Below are 17,333 nucleotides of genomic sequence, written 5' to 3'. Positions count from 1 at the left end.
CAGGCTCGCAAGGTCCTGACCCTAAATACCAAGGCACGCCAATGCGGGCAATGATTACGACTGCCGTCATTGAAGCTATCGACCGAACATCAGACCAGAAGGCCCGCGCTAATGCCCGTGAGTTCTTGGGCAAGTTTGGCTACGGATCAAAGGTAGACATCACCTCCAAGGGCGAGCGCATCACCGAGGTGCCAAAGATCATCAGCGTAATCAACGCAAGGCCGGGCGACCGTGCTCCAACTGAAACCCAAACAAGCTGAGGTAATTCAAGCGCTTAACGGCCCCAGGGGTCCTGACATGGACGCGTTAGATCGATTTAATCTGGCGAAACTCAGAGCCGTTCTTTGATGGCGTATCGCAAGATCAAGTCGGTGCCCGGATAGCGCGTTTGGGTGTCGGTGAGGCTCGCGCAGAGGTCGCTGACGGCGGCGGTTTCGCGTTGGGTTGGCATCGGGTCCAGCGTGATGGTCAGGATGCCGGGGACGGTGGGGTCGATGTCGCCGGGCTGTTTGAGGATTTGCCTGACCAGGTTGTGGGCTTCGCGGTCGGCGCGGCGGAAACGGGTGTTGGTGCGGATCTCCCGTGCGAGGGTGACGGCGGTGTTGAACGCGGCCATGCGGATGATGTGGGTGAAGCGTTTCATCTCCTGATCCAGGACCTGTTGCCCGGGCCGGCTCTCACCGAGCGGAACCCGTGCCGGCAGCTGCCGGTAGGCGTCTTCGGCCGCGGCGGCCGTGGTTTCGGCGGCAAGTAGGGGGGCGTGGATGTCGTTGTGCATCTGGTTCGTGATCCTGATCCCGGCGGCACCGGGTGCCGGGGTGTTGATGGCGAGCATGGCGGCCGTCACCGTGCCGGCGACGGCGTCGCGGTAGTTGCGGGCGTTGTCCTGCACCAGTTTGGCTTTCGCCTTGGCGGGATTGGGCACCAGACGGGTCGCGTCGTCGTCACCACTGGCATAGGAATCGTGGGCGTCGAGAGCGAAGCGTTCCCGGCCGAACCTGAAGTAGTTCTCCTGCCGCCACCGGGCAGCCATCCGGAACACGACCTCAGCGGTGCTTATGGTCTTCTGAGTGTCGAGGGTGGTGAGGATGTGGATCTGCCGCGTGCCCGTTCTCGTCGTGCGTGGGACGATCTGGGACACCTGCCGCATCGTCATGATCTCGCCGGTCTTGGCGCTGAGAAGCACGTCGACCTCGGTGTCGGCGACCCGGTCCCAGGTATGAGTGGTTCCGTGCTCGTCCACATAGTTTTCCGGGCTGAAGAGGGCGTCATCAACGTCGCCGGTGGTGCCCTTGCGCCAGGTCAACACATCGAACCCCGCCTTGTGCAGGTGGGCGAAGAGGGCCGGGGACCAGCCGCCACGGTCAAACCCGACCAGCATGCGCCGGTCGTCGCCGATCATGGCGCGCAGCTGCGGCACCAGGGCTTTGAGTTCGGAGACGAGGGAGGCGCTGGGCTGCGCCATGACCATGAATAACGGGTCCCCGTTCGCCGCTGATACCCAGGTTTCCGAGGTTTCGGGGACCGGCATCTTCAACCGGGTCGAATGCAGCCGGCCGATTTTCTTCCCGCCCTCATAAGCACGGGTATGCCCGTCAACATAAACGATGCCGAGCAGTCCGGTATCGGGGTTGTTGTCAGCGGCGAACCGTTCGAACGCGATCAAGCTCATCAGCTCGGGGACCTTGCCGGTGTCAACCAGTCCTTGATACTGCCGGCGGATGGTTTTCACCTCCGGGGACCGGTCCATCCCCAAGATCCGTCCGAACGCTGTCGGGTTCAGCCGGGTGGCGCCTTCGGCCCGTGGTTCCCCAACCAGGGTGCGCAGCACACCCTCCAGCAGCAGGGTATTCAACCCATAAACCCGGTTCGACAAGCCGGTAAAGACCTTCGGCGCGCAGCGCAGCAGCAGGGTCGTTTCCAACGCTGGCAGCGCGAAGAACATGCCCGCAAGCGGGACGCGTGCCGCCGGTGCGAATGCCGGCGGGACCTCCGTCAGCGCCCCGAACGATGCTGACATGCGCTCCGAGGTGCGATCCGTCGGGGCCGGCAGCACGGGCAGTTCCTCCTGCACGGCCGCGGCCGACAAGGCGGATTTCACCGGATCTGTGGCGGAGGGCGCGACCACCGGGCTCTCGGCGGCCTCGTCGGGGGGTGTCAGGGTGAGGGCGCGGCGGACACTGAATTCCGAGACGCCGACTTGCGTGCCGATGCGCCGGTTGGACAGGCCGGTCTTCTTCTTCAAATCCTGGATGTGGGTGATGACCAGGGCTGTGAGTTTGGAGCCGCCTTTCGGGCCGGGTTTGTCGCTGGACAACGCCGCGAAACCCTCGCTATTGAGGGTGCGGTGCCACTTCCACACGGTGTCTTCATGGACCCCGAACGCCGCAGCGATTTCGGCAATCTTCGCGGTTTTCATGTCCCACAACTTCACCGCCACAAAGCGTCGCATCGCGTGCTCACCGGCGTCCCACACATAGACCAACATGCCGTGCAGGAACACCTGCCCGCCGTCGTCGTCCTCGACGAGGTCCACGGCCGCACCAATGTGCTTGGCGTTAGATACCGGAGCGAACGGGAGGGGCAGTTGGGTCGTCATCGAATCCGTCTTCCACCCCCAATTAAACCACGTGATTGTATAACATGATTCTATCGCAAATTGGGCAAAATTAACAGCGTAGATCAAACAAAAACCGCATGAATCCGGGAAACCGCAACACAGCCCAACCGCCCATGTCCAGACCCCTGGGCCCAAGGACCGCGGCGATGCCCGCCTCCCAGTCAATGAGGGTGCCGTACACGTCAAAGCTGAGGCCGTCGAAGTCGGTGAGGTTCACGTGCTCGGAGACAGGCCGCGGGTGGGTCATGCGCAGGTACCAGCGACCGAGCCTGGTTGATCTGGCTCGGCCTCTTCACTAGCCCACCTCATCACATCCCACCGCAATCTTTTGCCCCTCCAGCAGATTCAGCACCGGCGTGTGAACGGCCTCAAGCACCCCGTGCTCTGCATCAGCGCCGAGAAAATAGAACCGCGTGGTCGACGACTCCCCCGGAGCCAGTTCCACCCCGAGTTGGCTCACCGGATATCCTTCATGCCGCGCCGGATGGTACGGAATGGCCTCTCCCGCGCGGGAAACGCCGAGGTTTTGCGAATCCGGCGGCCCATAGACCAAGATCAGGGTCTTGATGTTGCCCTGCACCACTCCGTACGTGCCCGGCCCGGTCACGGACTCAGGCAGTGACGTTGCCGCGTCGGGCGGCGCCGTGTTCGTCAGCGTCACATCGACGGCGTAGTACGGTCGCTCATCATTGCGACAGGTCACCTCGCCAAGGTCAATGCGCGTATCAAGATGGGTGTTCATCTTCGCGCCGGTAGCGTCATTGAAATAGACCCCAATCTTCTCAGCGGATGCGTCACTCACCGGCAGATCGCCGGTGAGCGTCGTGCCTTCCAGCAGCTTCTGGTCCTCGTCATGCGCGCTCCAGATGAGAATGCGACGCTCGTCGCCGGCCTGCGCCAGTGCAGAGATGAGCGCCGCCGGGTCGGCGTTGCCGCCGGCGAGCGCGGCAAACACTGAGGCGGCCGCCGAGGCAAAGACTGCGTCTTGATCGGCTGGATCCTCGTAGTTCGCGTAGACATCGCTGAGCAGCAGCTGTACGGCGTTGCCGCTCGTGAGCACCTCCCCAGTGGCCAGGGGGATCGGCCCTGTGGCGCGCAACAAGTAGCTCAGGGCAACCGGGTCGAGCGAGATCACCCCGTCAACCTCGGTACCGTAGGTGCGCTTCCACATCTCGCGCGTGAGCGCGCCCGTGATCGGAAACTGTGGAGTGAGCGTGACGTCACCCATAAACGTGCTCACCAGATCGGTATAGATGCCGCGCGTCTCGAGTGGCAGATCAAGCACAGGTTCATCAAAGACGATTCCGCCGGCCGATGCTTGACGCGTGATTCGTATCTGACCATTCTCCGTCGAGACTTCCGCGAATGCCCCGGGTAGCCCGCCGGTCGCCCGTACCTCCGCATTATTCTGAAAAAGCAAAAGGTAACTGCGTGGCCCCTCAGCCCCCAGCATGGCAGGCAACAGGTGCGCTGCTCGATTGATACTACTCACGCTCGTCGCCGTCCGATCGACGACTGCAGAAAGTTGCTGGGTCATAGCCCGCACCTGCTCCAAAGTTTGGGACGTGTCGATGCTGGCCACATCGACCAATGCCTGAGCCAACGCTGCATCAATACTCGCCAAAGCTGGCTGAGCCTGTATAAGTGGAGAAAGATCGACAGCGCCATTTACCGGGTTGAATCCTGCAAGGTTGACACTCCCCGCCAGCGACACCATCGGCACGACTGCATCCTCGCTGATACCCTCAACAGTCTGTGTTAACTGCCGAACAACCGTCAGGTTTGGTCCTAAAAGCGGAATCGCCTCAAACGCTCGCCAAATCGGATCGCTCGCGTGCCCCACTGCAGAGCGAGCATACTTTTCCAGTTCTATAGCAGATCTCTCTGCCGCGGCTAGGTCGCCAGCGACCAAAGCCTGCTGAATAGCGGACGCGAGCGGCACCGCCTGTTCCAAATCAGCCCTAATCATGAGCGTTTGAACGCCCACCCAGGCGGCGGCCCCGACCACTAGACCGATGACGCACAGGGAAACTCTTATCAAAAACAGGCGAAGGCGCACACTTTCAATATAGTTCCGCTTGTGCCGAAGACCGTACAAATCCACCCCTACGTATATCTTGCAATTTCCAGAATGCTTCGGGTCGTTTTAGCGCTAGTGATTGATCACAGTATCTACCGTCCAGAAGTGGGCAAACTTATTCACTCCCTCAATCTTAGGTTGCGCGATTAGAATTGCACCGTTGCCGTACGCGAGCTTCACCGCTCGACTAAGGTAAGCGAAGTCCTTCTCGTCATCGCCAACGAGAACTCGCACTTCCCATTTCACAATCATGTCAGCAACTGCTCGTTCAGACGTGATCCTCGGATTCACGGCGAGCACTGGACGCGGAACTGCCGAATACGTAAAAGGTATGGCCTCGGCACCTTCGGATAACGTGAGTATAGATCCGCTTGGCTCCAGCCGCATTTGAGACGATAACGCATTGTTTTCCGCCATGGACACTCGAGCATTCAAACTGTAGCTGTGAGCCGTTAGCGTTGAGGCCACATTAAGGACGACAATACTGAGAAGGGTAGCGAACGCAAAAGTCCTGAATCCAAGTCGCACCGCTTTCTTGTTTCTTTCAGACCAAGACCAGACCCTACCCAATAGATCGACACTGAGAACCGCCACGAATGGTACCAACGCAAATATATATCGATTCTGAGCTTGAAAAGCGGCCGAAGTTGCGAGGTAAATTGCCAAGACCACACTTGACCAGAAAATAATCATCTTAGATCCATCGCGACCTCGCCAGACGAAAATAGAAATAATCGCAATAGCCAATATGAACGATTCCGTTATGACCTCTGATACTGAAGATGGGAGCACACCGGCCAAGAGTCCCGCCATTGCTTTTTCAACGAATTCACCGAGAGAGAAGTCTGATTGGTCTAGATTATAGTACGACGTCATTTGACCAGGTTCAGAACGCGTGCCAGCCATCAACTGCGAGATTGGGCCGGCGTGAGGATACGACGGCAAAATCAAGGATTTCACCCCGACTAAAACGCCCGTGAATCCGAGACTGGGCAATGCCCAAAACCACCTCACGCCGAGTTTGCGGCATGCCCAAATAGCAAAGTATATTTGCGCCGGAATAAGAAGAAAGTAGTTATCGCGTGTGTATATCATTAACACCGTTCCCGACGCGACGCAGAATAGACTAATCAGCGCCACTTGACGGGGAGTTCTACGGAGCCTGGTGACCAAAATGGTCCCAAATAATAGCAGTATGGAACCAAGAGCTAAAGACATCTCCGCGAGAGCGTTCAAGGTAAACCACAAGGTGAACGGGAAAGACAAAAAGAATATGGATGAAAGGATTGGAAATTTCAGCCCCATTTTTTTTGCTATCAGATAAAGGCCAGCGGCAATAACGAAAGCAAAGACTGCATCAACTAGCACCCATGCCTGATAGTCAGTGAAACCAGCTCCGTGTACCCAACCAACTAGGTACGTCACTGGGATATTGTGCATTCTCGGTGGAAGCACATCGGGGGAGAATAGCAGAGCGGCAGAAGGATAGATTGCGTTGGTGACAGGCAAACCCGTCGCTTCCAGCATTGGCATGTAACCCACATACCAATATTGATCGGACCCGCGCAGGCCAATCGCATTTACTACTACGTTTACTATAAATACACCTGCCACGACAATAGCCAAGAACGGCATGCCGTATAGCAGTATTTTTTGACGCAGTGGAGGACTATTTGTTGGCAAAAAACGCGACATTTTTCTCTTTTATTTTATTTGAGGAACGATTGCACGTAATCATAAACTAAATGCCAGTCGATTGTGGCATCCTGTCCCCGATGAGACTTTGAAATTCGGAATATGTACGAATGTAGTCGGCATTGTCGTATGGGAGCGAGGCGAATACGCCAAGAACAGCATCTGCGCTGTACGCATACTGGGTGCCCCAGGTCATCGCGGGCATATGGAGGCCAATATCGGGTGCGTCAAGGACATACTCTCTCCGGCTTGTGCCATTATCGACGATGGCGCGCATAGAGCCGACAAGACAAATCAGGAACTGTTCACAGTGGCGGTGAGCGTGTTCTCCTCTGACATCAATGGAGGGCACGTGGAACACTGTAAAGAATCGCTGTGGAGTGAACGGCAAGTCAGCCTGAAAATCTGTCGCAACCAAGCTGCCCCGCATATCGGTTGATTTTCGCAACCCAACAAGTGGGCTTTTTAATGATGGTTTAAGGCTCGAGCCTATCGTCTGCGAACGCGGTGATGTCATTCGTTTACCGGTTTCATTGGTATATCCGGTGATGCGGGCGGGAGTACCGACGACAATGGCGAAAGCCGGGACGTCGCGCGTGACGACAGCGCCGGCACCGACCATTGCGTGCTGGCCGATAGTGATCCCGGGAAGGATCGTAGCGCCACCACCAAGTGATGCGCCACATTCAACAATGGTTCGCGGAAACTGTTCCGGATACTGTTTGCTGCGCGGGAAGCGGTCGTTCGTGAAGGTAACGTTTGGACCTACGAAGACATCGTCGTGAAGGTGAATGCCATCCCAGACTTGCACGCCCGACTTTACGGTTACCCGATCTCCGATGATGACGTCGTTCTCGATGAATACGTGATCGTTTATGTTGACATTGCGGCCGATCACGGCGCCAGGAAGCACGTGTGCGAAGGCCCAGATGGTCGTGTCGTCGCCAACGGTTGTGGACTCGCAAATTCCCTGCGGGTGTACAAAAACGGCTGTCATGCGTGGGTTTCCTGTCTCGATAATGGGGAGCTGAAAATAGCACGACCCGCAATAAAACTAAGCGGAGCAGTTAGGAGAACACTAGCCCCGTTAGCCAAGGGCGTTAAGGAACACGCGGTTACAACAGCGACGAGACCAACGCCGCATAGATAGATAACTCCATAGCTCGCCACATAGAGCAAAATTCGTCGGCGGGAAAACATAGAGCGGAATACCCATCGTCCGGTGAAGAGGACAGAGTACGCAAGCCCTAACATGAAAGCAATGGTGAATGCGAGGACACCGGGAAGAAAGAGACTTAACACTACAACAAGCCCTCCGGTGAAGAGAGTGTTGGAGCCACCGATGAGAAGGAATCGGAACACCGCGCTCTGCAAGAAGGATTTAATGCCGCACTCGCTCCCTTGAGTCCCACCGGGTCATCACAATAGCGGATGGCCGCATTTTAGTATTCTCGAACGCGCGCCAAACGTAAAGTCCGACGATTCCAAGAGCCACCAAAAGGGTGAAGGTAGAGAACAATATCACGAGCATTAGGGGTGCATAGCCGGGCTCTGAAATTCCACCGGAAATGTAGGCAATTAACACGACGACGGCAAAGATCAGAGTAAAGATACTGCCGAGCGCACCCACACCGATTAGGAACGTGAGTGGGAGGTCAGTGAAGTTGAAAATGCTGTCGAGCAGGTATCTGATCTTCTTTATCGCGGTCCACCCGCTTTTGCCGTGTTCTCGGGGACGGCGCTCGTAGGGAATTTCCACACGCCTGAAACCAACCCAGTAGAGAAGTCCAACGAGGCTTGAGTGCGATTCATTTAGCGCAAGCACTTCGTCGGCCACAGCACGGTTGCAGGCAAAAATATCGACGCCACCTGCAGGCATTTCAGGGAAGATGAATCTCCGGTAAAGACTCCAGAAAACTGCAGATAACCATTTGCTGATTGCAGGATCTTCGCGCCTTTCCCGGCGCCCGACCGCGATGTCAACCTCGTCGCTTGCGAGGACACGGAAGAAGTCAAGAACCAACTCGGGAGGTTCTTGCATGTCTGCCGCCATAACAGCAAGGTAGTTGCCAGTGGCGTGCTCCATACCGGTGCGTATCGCAGCGAATGAACCGAAATTTTTTGAGTGCTGAAGCAACTGTGTTGGGAGCACGAAGTGCGGAAGTAATCGGCTTAGGACGGCGTACGAATCGTCGGGGGATCCGTCGACGACGAAGACTATCTCGAGGTCACCATTGAGGCCGTGAGCCAGTTCTTCGAGGCGACGAAGCAGCGGCTGGATACTGCCGGCATTTCCATAAATTGGCACAATGATCGAAAACGATTGAGGTGTACTCATCGAAGGTTGCCAATCGCGGCGCAAACGCGATCGATTTCCCCGTCGGACAATTCCGGAAAGCAGGGGATTGAAAAAATCTCCACCGATGCCTGTTCGGTGGCGGGCAGCGATTGTGCGGGCGCGCAAAGGCCCGGTTGGTGATGGTCAGGGACAGGGAAATGAATATCCGTCTGCACGCCCTGTTCGGCAAGACGAGTCCGCAGTTCCTTGCGGCGGGAGCTGCGTACGACGGCCAAATGCGCTGCATGATGCTCACCGTCAGCAGGCAGGACATGTAGGGGACCATCTATCGCGGCGGCCGCGTACTGGGCGACGATAGAACGTCTTCGGGCGTTGAAGGTATCAAGCTGAGGAAGTCGGGTGCGCAGGAATGCCGCTTGGAGTTCATCTAGACGAGAGTTTGTTCCTCCTGGCAAAGCGACTTGGTACTTCGTAGACCAACCATACTGGCGCAGCTGCTTGACCTTATCCGCGTATTCTCTATTGTCGGTCATGACGGCACCCCCGTCACCAAGGGCACCGAGGTTCTTGGTGGGGTAAAAGCTGGTTGCTGAGATATCGCCGAAAGTGCCAGCGAAACGACCTCTCCTGCGGGCACCTAGGGACTGAGCGCAATCTTCTACTACACGAATTCCGAAAGAGTGGCAAAGCACGACAAGCGCCTCGATATCGGTCAGATTCCCGTAAAGATGCGTTATTATCACGACACCAATTTCTCGTGTAAGCAAGGACGTTACTGATTCAACACTGAGACAGAGCGAATCAGTATCGACGTCGGCATACCTCACTCGAAATCCGGCCCGACGCGCAGCCGTCGTAGAGTAACCGCCGGCATTCGCAGCTGTCAAGACTATTTCTCGTCCCTCCGGCATGACCGCCTTGATGGCCAGCTCGAGTGCGTCAGTCCCGGACGCCACTACTAGTGCATGTTCCACTCCAAGATACGCGCTCAATTCCGATTGAAACGCGTCATGGTTCGGTCCCATGACTAACCAACCCGAACTCAGAACGGATTTATATGCAAGCTCCAACGCATCACCATCCCGGGCGATTCCGCGAGACAAGTCATTTAATGGAATGTCCTGGATTCCCACACTCGACCTCATAATTCCCCCATATATGTGTTTGCAACGTGCAGTGCGGTATAACCGAAAATGTCTGGCGCTTACAGGTGGTCTATACGGGCCGAACCAAAGCGACTGCCGCCCCATCGGCGTCTCCGGCTCTTACGCTACCGTAAAACTCAAAAATGGACACGTCGCCTAACAGACTCGAAGTCGCTCTCGCGGACAGCTGCCGAACGTCACCGAAAGTCAGTGACTGCGCGGAGACAGCGAAACCCGCGAGGTTCTCACCTCCGAATACGGCCCCGACCTGCCGCACGGTGTAAACAAAGTGGTGAGTGATTACATACCAAGGCGCCGGACTGGGGCAACCATCAAGCGCTACTCGCCACCTAGATTTCTTCAAAAATTATTACTGATTATGCTGAAGTTCTTGGCAACCCTACGTCGTTGATCAGGACGTTCACGCAAAGATCGGCGTGATCCACGCATCAGGATAATTCAAGACTGCGGTCTCCGCCCGAACTCTTGAATTTCCCGTTCAGAGGAGCCCGTTCCAACACCGCTAAGTCTGCTTCGGTACCGCCATTGGCCTCGCAGTATCTGCCCAGCCAGTTCCGGAGCGTTTCGGGTCCGCCGCCGTAAGCGGTGGCGACGTCCATAATCGGTTTGGAAGTGTTGATCACCACAGTTCTGAAGTCTTGGGTCGAACTCCTACGCGCTGCGGTCATGCTCATCTCCACTTTCAGTGAACCCTCATTTCAATAGGGCCCACTGTCCGAGATATCCGCGGCGGGGCAATCTTCCGCCAGCTTTCTCAGCATCCAAGTTGCGTCACCGCCAGCGCGCGTGATCTGGTCAAAGCCTTAGCGTCGCTTGGACTTATTCATTTCCGCGCGAACTGGCACGCCGGTTGACGACGTTTCTGATTCCCTCAGCATGTAGTTTATAACTGCCAGGGGTAGAAAAATAGCCCATTGGTGCGCGGGCGCTTGAAGATAGGGATTCGTTGCATTCGCAATGAGCATCGCGGTGCCACTGCAAATCGCGACGATCAACGTGGAGTTCAGGTCGGGCCTCTGTGCAGCTGCTTTTCGGATCGAATGGATTAGCACGGCACCAATGGTGGCGACCATCATCATGCCCACCAGCCCTGTCTCCATAAGCAGCGTCTGATATTGCATTTCAAACTGCCACGGCTGCGCGGCGCTCCGAACGTATCCATTGATCACTGACCCAAGACCATGCCCAATGATGGGTGATTGCTGCCAAGCTTCAAGCAATTGGTCCGTCTGCTCGCCTCGAATTGACTGGTCTGCGTTTGAATCCGCTGTTCCTGTTGCGAAGGAAACAATTGAGTGCCATGTGTTTGACAAGATTGGTATAGATAAAAGGGTGGGCAGAGCCACAACCCCGCCGACGCCTGTAGCGACGGCAACGATGAAAAGAACGGGCGGGATTTTTCGCGGGCCTGGTGTTTGACTAGTGAAACGGATGGCGAGATAGGCAACAAGAGGCATAAGAACTAATACGAGCACGATCGCTCGTCGGCCGCCGACCATCGCTCCCGAGACGCCTGCCACCGCGGCAAGCACCCGCAGCCACAGCGGCGGTAACAGTGCATCCGCCTTCATGAAAATTGACACAAGCCACATCGGCGCTGTGGCAGCGAGAGTGGAAAGTCCAACGAATCGGACTTGAGTCGCCTCGCCAATGGCCCCGAAACCTGCCCCAGTTACATCCAACGCCCAGTTCGGGATCACCTGCGGGATAAACCCAACTTGACCGCCGACGTACAGCAATATGGAGACTCCGATAATCGCCGTGCACACCGCCGACGTGTACATGAGTAGTCGAATTGAGGCGGCGCCAAGCGCGGCGATGCATACGAAGAAAAAGATCGGTGTGCCGATAAATATTCCGGCTGCATTCGCGATTCCAGGGTTACTCGAATCGACGATTAGGCCAAAGACACCAAGAAAAAGAATCAGAACTAGTACCGCCATTACTGGCGGTACTAACGCTCTGTGAGTGACTAGCGCAGTCACAATCGCGGTCAGGGCCATAATTCCAAAAACGCCCAGAAGAAGCTTCCCCTGAGATACAGGCATGACAAGAATGAAAGCGAAAGCCAGCACGGCGATCCACTGAACAACCCGCGTGCCATGTTGATTCGACTTCCACATATTCCCAATCTTAAGGGGGGTGCGGATCGTCTTGTGTGACACGCACGCAATTGTTACTCGTCTGAGCACTCCGATCGCAGACGTTTTGAGATCCGTTGGGCGCCAAACAGACATGGTTTCTCGATTTCACGTTGCACCACAGTCGATTAGTCACCAGAGTAATCAAGACGGCGCGGTGGGAATTTGACGCCTAACCAAATCAACGCTGGTCCTTGTTTCGGTCGGCGTAAGCAGCGGGGCTGTGAAGTGGTCAGCTGGAATCGCGCGGATGTGGCTCCAAACGCTCTTGCGACGTTCCCGCGCAACCTTCAAGACGGTCCGCCCCAATTTGGCGGCAAGTCCGCGCACGAGGCTCGTGTGCATTGTTGAGAGACCCTCTCAACGCTCTTTTCGTCCTCGTTTTAGTCGCTCGTGGCCACTCACAAAACAACGGCTTGAACTACAAACGGGCGTACCTTGAATGATGCCATCCGTTGCCACGGCGCCATTGGCTTCTGTCAGCACTCGTTGAAAAGGAGGGCAGTTTTGCTCTCCGAAAAGTAGACCACCCACGACGAGTGCAGGGAGTGTTGCAGTAACAGCGTCACCGCCATTTTCCAGCCGGGCGAAAGCCTAAGTGCCGACATCGAAGCGCGTGCCGTCGTCGAGGACCTGATGAATCAGCGCCTTCGTTCCATCGGGTCGATGAGGCAATATTTCAGCCCGTCGATCTGCCACAGCTCCATCGGATGGGACCGTGCGAAGCGCATCCACGCACCCCGCGGGCGCTTATGGGGGATTGGTTCTCGTCACGCCGGACTCAACCAGAATCTGTTCGATCGTGGCCACCGAAGGGATCGGCTCACCGAAATCTGCGCTGTCGAGGCCCTCGAACCAGATCGGCTCCGGACCGTTGTCCCACACCGCCCCCCAACTGTTCCCGAAGCGGGAACCCCACCGCCTTGGTCTGGTCCCCGTGTACTCTGACCGGATTCTTCGGCGCCATCGAGTGAGCATTCAGGCCGTGTTGCCCTCAGCAAGATAGCGGTTGTTCACCTTGTAGTAGGAGGGCCTGCTGATGCCCAATTGCTTGCCCAACTCGGAGATGCTCACCGCTTCGGGCAGGTCCAAATTGAACTCAATGATCTGGCGGCGAATCGACGCCGTTATTGTATATTGCGCCCCCAATAATCGAATTGGCCATGATCACACCGCCGCCGTCCAGGACACCTGCTACCTTTCAACGACGTCGTGAGAGATCTTGTAGGCGATGTGTCGATTGTGTGGTTGTAAAGGATGTCCTGAGAGATCACAACCAAATACGGGGACTGGCGTTACACTCGGGCGATACTCGCAGCGGCGATCGTTGAGTAAACAGAGCAAGTATTGAACGGGCCGGGCTGCACGTAAAACGAGCCCCAAAGCGGGCATACAAGCCGTTGTTCTTTCGTCGCCGAGTGGACTGTGCACCACACGGCTTTCCCCGACTCTAGAGAACGCTGTTGGCTTGAGGACGCCTGCCCTACCGTTAATACGGCATAGTAGAAAATAGGGGTCGTTGGCCGATTCGAAACGGCACTACTCGCACTTTTGGGCGGCAAAGATAGAATAGGACAGACACATTCATGCTGATACTCTTAACCGGCGGGGCGGGATACATTGGGTCTCATACCTGCCTCGAACTAATACGCCGTGGGCACGAAATCGTTGTACTGGACAACCTTTCGAATAGTAGCCGCGAATCACTACGGCGAGTCCAAGAAATTACGGGCCATACCATCGCACTACACGTTGGCGATTTGGCCGATCCCGAGGTGGTCCGTGAGATATTTAGTACAAGGCGCATCGACGCCGTGATACATTTCGCCGGGCTGAAGTCAGTTAGCGAATCCCTGCGAAATCCGCTGAAGTACTACCAAACAAACTTGGGTTCAACTCTCGCCTTACTGCAACAAATGGAATCATACGGAATCAAAAAACTTGTTTTCAGCTCATCCGCGACTGTTTATGGGGATCCGTGCGGGTTGCCATCAAAAGAAGACAGCCCAATCGGAATAGCCTTATCCAATCCGTACGGCAGAACGAAATCTATGATAGAACAAATTCTCCAAGATGCTGCATTCGCGGATCCATTACTAAGTATTGCCGCATTGCGGTATTTCAACCCGATTGGAGCGCACGAAAGCGGCAGAATAGGCGAGGATCCGAAGCAGGAGCCGAATAATCTCTTTCCGTATATAAGCCAGGTCGCTATAGGTCTTAGGCCCAAAGTCTCTGTGTTCGGCGGCAACTACCCGACTATTGACGGCACAGGAGTGCGCGACTACATCCACGTCATGGATCTTGCGGAGGGGCATGCTGCTGCCTTGGAATACCTCAAACCCGGTTTCGATGCCTACAATTTGGGATCAGGGTGCGGTGCAAGTGTACTCGAGGTCATAGCTGCTTTTTCCCGTGTGTCTAAGAGTGCTATCCCCTATGACATCGTTGCCGAGCGTCCCGGAGACGTTGCGGCGTCTTACGCCGACGTGTCAAAAGCGTCGAGGGACCTGAAATGGACTACTTCACGCTCTCTAGAGGTCGCATGTCGAGACGCATGGGCGTGGCAGTCAGCGAACCCAACGGGATACGTTGATAACGGTTAGACAGGCAGTAACCGCTCTTTCAACGCTAGACATTGCTCAAAAGTCGTGTCCAGACAGTTTGTGCCACGAAATTCGGAAAATATTTGAAAGGAGTTTTAGTGTCAGCACAAGTGCAAAGTCCCGACGCCGCCCAACTAATCAGACAGAAACTACAATCCGCAAAAAAAGTCAAAATTGACACGATTCAACAAATTGCGAGTAACTGATACCGTCACTTAACAGCAGGGGGTCGGAAATGTCCGGAGTACAAACCATCACTAGCTACGGACGAGCTGCCGGAAGTGCTCGTGTCCGAGTCTTTGACTGGTTAGATCACACTGGAGTCGAAGCCGACTCTTACACGTATCTCGGGCGCGCCACGAACTCCGTGAAAGCACTAATGCGAGAACCGCTGCGCATACCACGAGTAGAAGCTGAATTGCGAGAACTCGTCAAATCTGTGTCGAAAAAGACAGTACTACTCTCACGCCAGGCCAGTCCATTCAGCAACGGCAGAGTCGAAGAAGATCTGTTGACTCATGCGGGCCGGAGTGTTTATGACTTTGACGATGCTCTAATGCACACTCCCACCAGCAGCCGAGAACGCATTTGGTCGAAGCGGCGTGTTTGGAGTAGATCCGTAGCGGCTGCAGATATCGTTATCGCAGGCAATGACTATCTCGCTGCAGAAGCAGCGCATTATAGCAATAACGTACTTGTAATCCCGAGTTGCGTTGAACCAAAAACCTATACTCAAAAAGTTGAATATGAAATTGCGAAAGATCCGGTGGCAGTGTGGCTTGGATCACCGAGCACCGAGCAGTATCTTCAAAGCATTGCAGGACCCCTTCTTTCGATGAATAAAGCCAAAGGGCTTCGATTGTTGGTTATTAGCGCAGGCCAGGCTACTCTCGGACCCCTCGATGACATGATTGACCGTAAGAATTGGTCGAATCTAGCATTTCAAAATGACCTGGTAGGTGCCGACTTCGGAATTATGCCTTTGGACGACACGCCCTGGAGCCGGGGCAAATGTGCCTACAAGCTATTGCAATACGCAGCTGCGGGCCTTCCAATCGTGGGCAGCCCTGTGGGTGTCAATGATTTGGTGCTTCGTCAAGCGGATGGATTCTCCGCGTCAACACTTAGAGATTGGGAAGAATCCATCGAGGCATTGATCAACGAGCCGGCGGGACGCCGGGCACTTCGTGGAAGAAACGGCCGCTGTGCAGTGGAGACGAACTATAGCTTCGCGGCTTGGGCGCCCGTCTGGCACGAGGCTATGGGATTAGCCTCCGCCTAGAGTCCTAATTTTCGGCGATGTCTTCGCGGATCGAATGGACCACGAGAACAAACCAAGTCACCGCAGATATGGCAGTTGCTAAAGCGAAACTCCAAATCGCGACCGATAAGCCACCCAACGCTGCCCCCAATAACGGCGCTAAGACGGACAATCCGGTCTGGACAATCCGTCCAGCAAAAATTGGCCGACCGCTTATATGCACTCTAGCGATCATATAATAATAGTGTCCAAAAAAACTCGACGCGACGAATAATGCGACGGGAATTGAATACGCGGTGAGAGCTGACAACGTCCCTAATTCAAAGGGTGAAAGACTCAGAAGCAACAGAAAAATGTAGGCTGCGGTACCAAAAAGTAGGCTTATTAATACGGTTAGCCAGATCTTCCTAAAGGTCTGATGGTTGGACAGCGGCATTCCCGCTATCGTCGGACGAAGTGGATTCAAAACAAGACGCACAGGTGCTGCTGCATTGGAGACAGCTCTGTACACGCCAAAACTGGCTATACCCAAAATCGGAGCAACCACGAGAGGTGTTCCGATGGCTCCCAAATCCATCAAGATCGAATCCTTAAACAACGGGGCAATGTGTTCCCGATGCCTCCGCCACCACAAGATTACAGAACTTGGCCCCTGGCCCCTGGGCCAAGGAGGAAAACAAACGGTAGCCACAGCGCCGAGAGACCATGCAACAGTCAGTGCGACAAAGGCTTCAACGCCCATAAGGTGCAGGCTGGCCCAAACAAAAACAGTGATCACGAGACCAAGCGTGTCCGCCCCAACTACGCTTTTCCATGCGTTCATGCGAACTTGGTAGTACCGTGCCCCTGAACGGTAGATGCTCGCGAAGACGGCCATGCTTGCGGCAATCGAAATGACCCCCATGTGCAATACGAAGATGGAAATAGCGAGTGTTACTACTCCCGTCGCTATCGACACGTGAAGGAGGACACTGGAGTAATCTCGCCACGTCGACCGAAATTTCTGATAAAGCTCGGTCCGAACCCACGGCTCGCAGACGACGGAGAGCACTACGGACGCGCCAAATGCAAAAACGAGGTACTGAATAGAGAAAACGCCAAACTCTTCGGGAGTCAGTACAACGAGCCCGAGCACCTGGACGAAGAGGACAAGAACCGCGTTAATAGACGTCGCAACGAAGACCACCCGCTTGCCCGACGAGAAAGACGTCCCACCTGCTTCGACGTTGAGAGTAATCTTTTCCGTCCGTGACACTTTGCTCATATCTCTACCTAACTGTTCTGATCGGGTCCTCGGCCATTAGCGAACCGTCAGACGGATTTTTTGTTTATTTCCGAAACGAAGACGCTCGGGCGGCCGCCTTTGGACCAGGAATAAGCGGTTGGTACCATATACCTGAGAGTACCTACCCGGTCGCCCTGTTTGCTTCTTTAAGAATTGCACGCGAGTAACCGGGGGGGGGTC

12 protein-coding genes are annotated in these 17,333 nt (G+C 55.4%); 3 read left to right on the top strand and 9 right to left on the bottom strand.

Annotation, left to right across the window (positions count from 1 at the left end):
* A partial coding sequence (locus E3O25_RS05480) for a hypothetical protein (protein WP_206750207.1) occupies nucleotides 1-260 on the top strand: 260 nt, incomplete at its 5' end.
* Nucleotides 261-331: 71 nt separating this feature from the next.
* Here the strand turns inward: E3O25_RS05480 and E3O25_RS05475 are convergent.
* The 8 genes from E3O25_RS05475 to E3O25_RS05435 all read right to left on the bottom strand — a co-directional run bounded on the left by E3O25_RS05475 (nucleotide 332) and on the right by E3O25_RS05435 (nucleotide 12,025).
* Nucleotides 332-2,536 (bottom strand): putative transposase, encoded by a 2,205-nt coding sequence (locus tag E3O25_RS05475; protein ID WP_166805980.1) that lies wholly within the window; start codon nucleotides 2,534-2,536, stop codon nucleotides 332-334.
* A gap of 379 nt (nucleotides 2,537-2,915) precedes the next feature.
* Entirely contained in the window at nucleotides 2,916-4,679 is a 1,764-nt protein-coding gene (locus E3O25_RS05465; protein ID WP_134360659.1) for a DUF4012 domain-containing protein, read from the bottom strand.
* Between the two features lie 93 nt (nucleotides 4,680-4,772).
* The gene (locus E3O25_RS05460; protein WP_134360658.1) at nucleotides 4,773-6,395 is read right to left on the bottom strand and encodes a hypothetical protein; all 1,623 of its coding nucleotides are present in this window, start codon (nucleotides 6,393-6,395) and stop codon (nucleotides 4,773-4,775) included.
* A 46-nt stretch (nucleotides 6,396-6,441) separates the two neighbouring features.
* The gene (locus E3O25_RS05455) at nucleotides 6,442-7,392 is read right to left on the bottom strand and encodes a WxcM-like domain-containing protein (RefSeq protein ID WP_134360657.1); all 951 of its coding nucleotides are present in this window, start codon (nucleotides 7,390-7,392) and stop codon (nucleotides 6,442-6,444) included.
* Nucleotides 7,389-7,757 carry a GtrA family protein gene (locus tag E3O25_RS17875; RefSeq protein WP_166805979.1) on the bottom strand — a complete coding sequence of 123 codons (369 nt, stop codon included), beginning with the start codon at nucleotides 7,755-7,757 and terminating at the stop codon, nucleotides 7,389-7,391. The genes E3O25_RS05455 and E3O25_RS17875 overlap by 4 nt, the downstream gene beginning before the upstream one ends.
* 19 nt (nucleotides 7,758-7,776) lie before the next feature.
* Nucleotides 7,777-8,733 (bottom strand): glycosyltransferase family 2 protein, encoded by a 957-nt coding sequence (locus E3O25_RS05445; RefSeq protein ID WP_134360656.1) that lies wholly within the window; start codon nucleotides 8,731-8,733, stop codon nucleotides 7,777-7,779.
* Complete coding sequence (locus E3O25_RS05440; protein WP_166805978.1) at nucleotides 8,730-9,827, bottom strand: DegT/DnrJ/EryC1/StrS aminotransferase family protein; 1,098 nt, start codon at nucleotides 9,825-9,827, stop codon at nucleotides 8,730-8,732. Before E3O25_RS05440 ends, E3O25_RS05445 begins: the two co-directional genes overlap by 4 nt.
* An 836-nt stretch (nucleotides 9,828-10,663) precedes the next feature.
* Nucleotides 10,664-12,025 (bottom strand): O-antigen ligase family protein, encoded by a 1,362-nt coding sequence (locus tag E3O25_RS05435; protein ID WP_166805977.1) that lies wholly within the window; start codon nucleotides 12,023-12,025, stop codon nucleotides 10,664-10,666.
* A 1,562-nt stretch (nucleotides 12,026-13,587) separates the two neighbouring features.
* Between E3O25_RS05435 and galE the strand changes: the two genes are divergently transcribed.
* On the top strand, nucleotides 13,588-14,607 hold the full coding sequence (gene galE, locus E3O25_RS05425) for a UDP-glucose 4-epimerase GalE (RefSeq protein ID WP_134360652.1): 1,020 nt from the start codon (nucleotides 13,588-13,590) through the stop codon (nucleotides 14,605-14,607).
* Nucleotides 14,608-14,986: 379 nt separating this feature from the next.
* Nucleotides 14,987-15,889 (top strand): glycosyltransferase, encoded by a 903-nt coding sequence (locus E3O25_RS05420; RefSeq protein ID WP_166805976.1) that lies wholly within the window; start codon nucleotides 14,987-14,989, stop codon nucleotides 15,887-15,889.
* A 4-nt stretch (nucleotides 15,890-15,893) separates the two neighbouring features.
* Here the strand turns inward: E3O25_RS05420 and E3O25_RS05415 are convergent, their stop codons facing one another.
* Nucleotides 15,894-17,132 (bottom strand): hypothetical protein, encoded by a 1,239-nt coding sequence (locus tag E3O25_RS05415; protein WP_134360650.1) that lies wholly within the window; start codon nucleotides 17,130-17,132, stop codon nucleotides 15,894-15,896.
* Nucleotides 17,133-17,333: the final 201 nt, after the last annotated feature.

The organism is Cryobacterium sp. TMT1-3 (assembly GCF_004402315.1).
In the GTDB taxonomy this organism is placed as follows: Bacteria; Actinomycetota; Actinomycetes; order Actinomycetales; family Microbacteriaceae; genus Cryobacterium; species Cryobacterium luteum.
The sequence above is the reverse complement of the archived record's forward strand: the minus strand, read 5'-3'. Positions and strand labels throughout refer to the sequence as shown.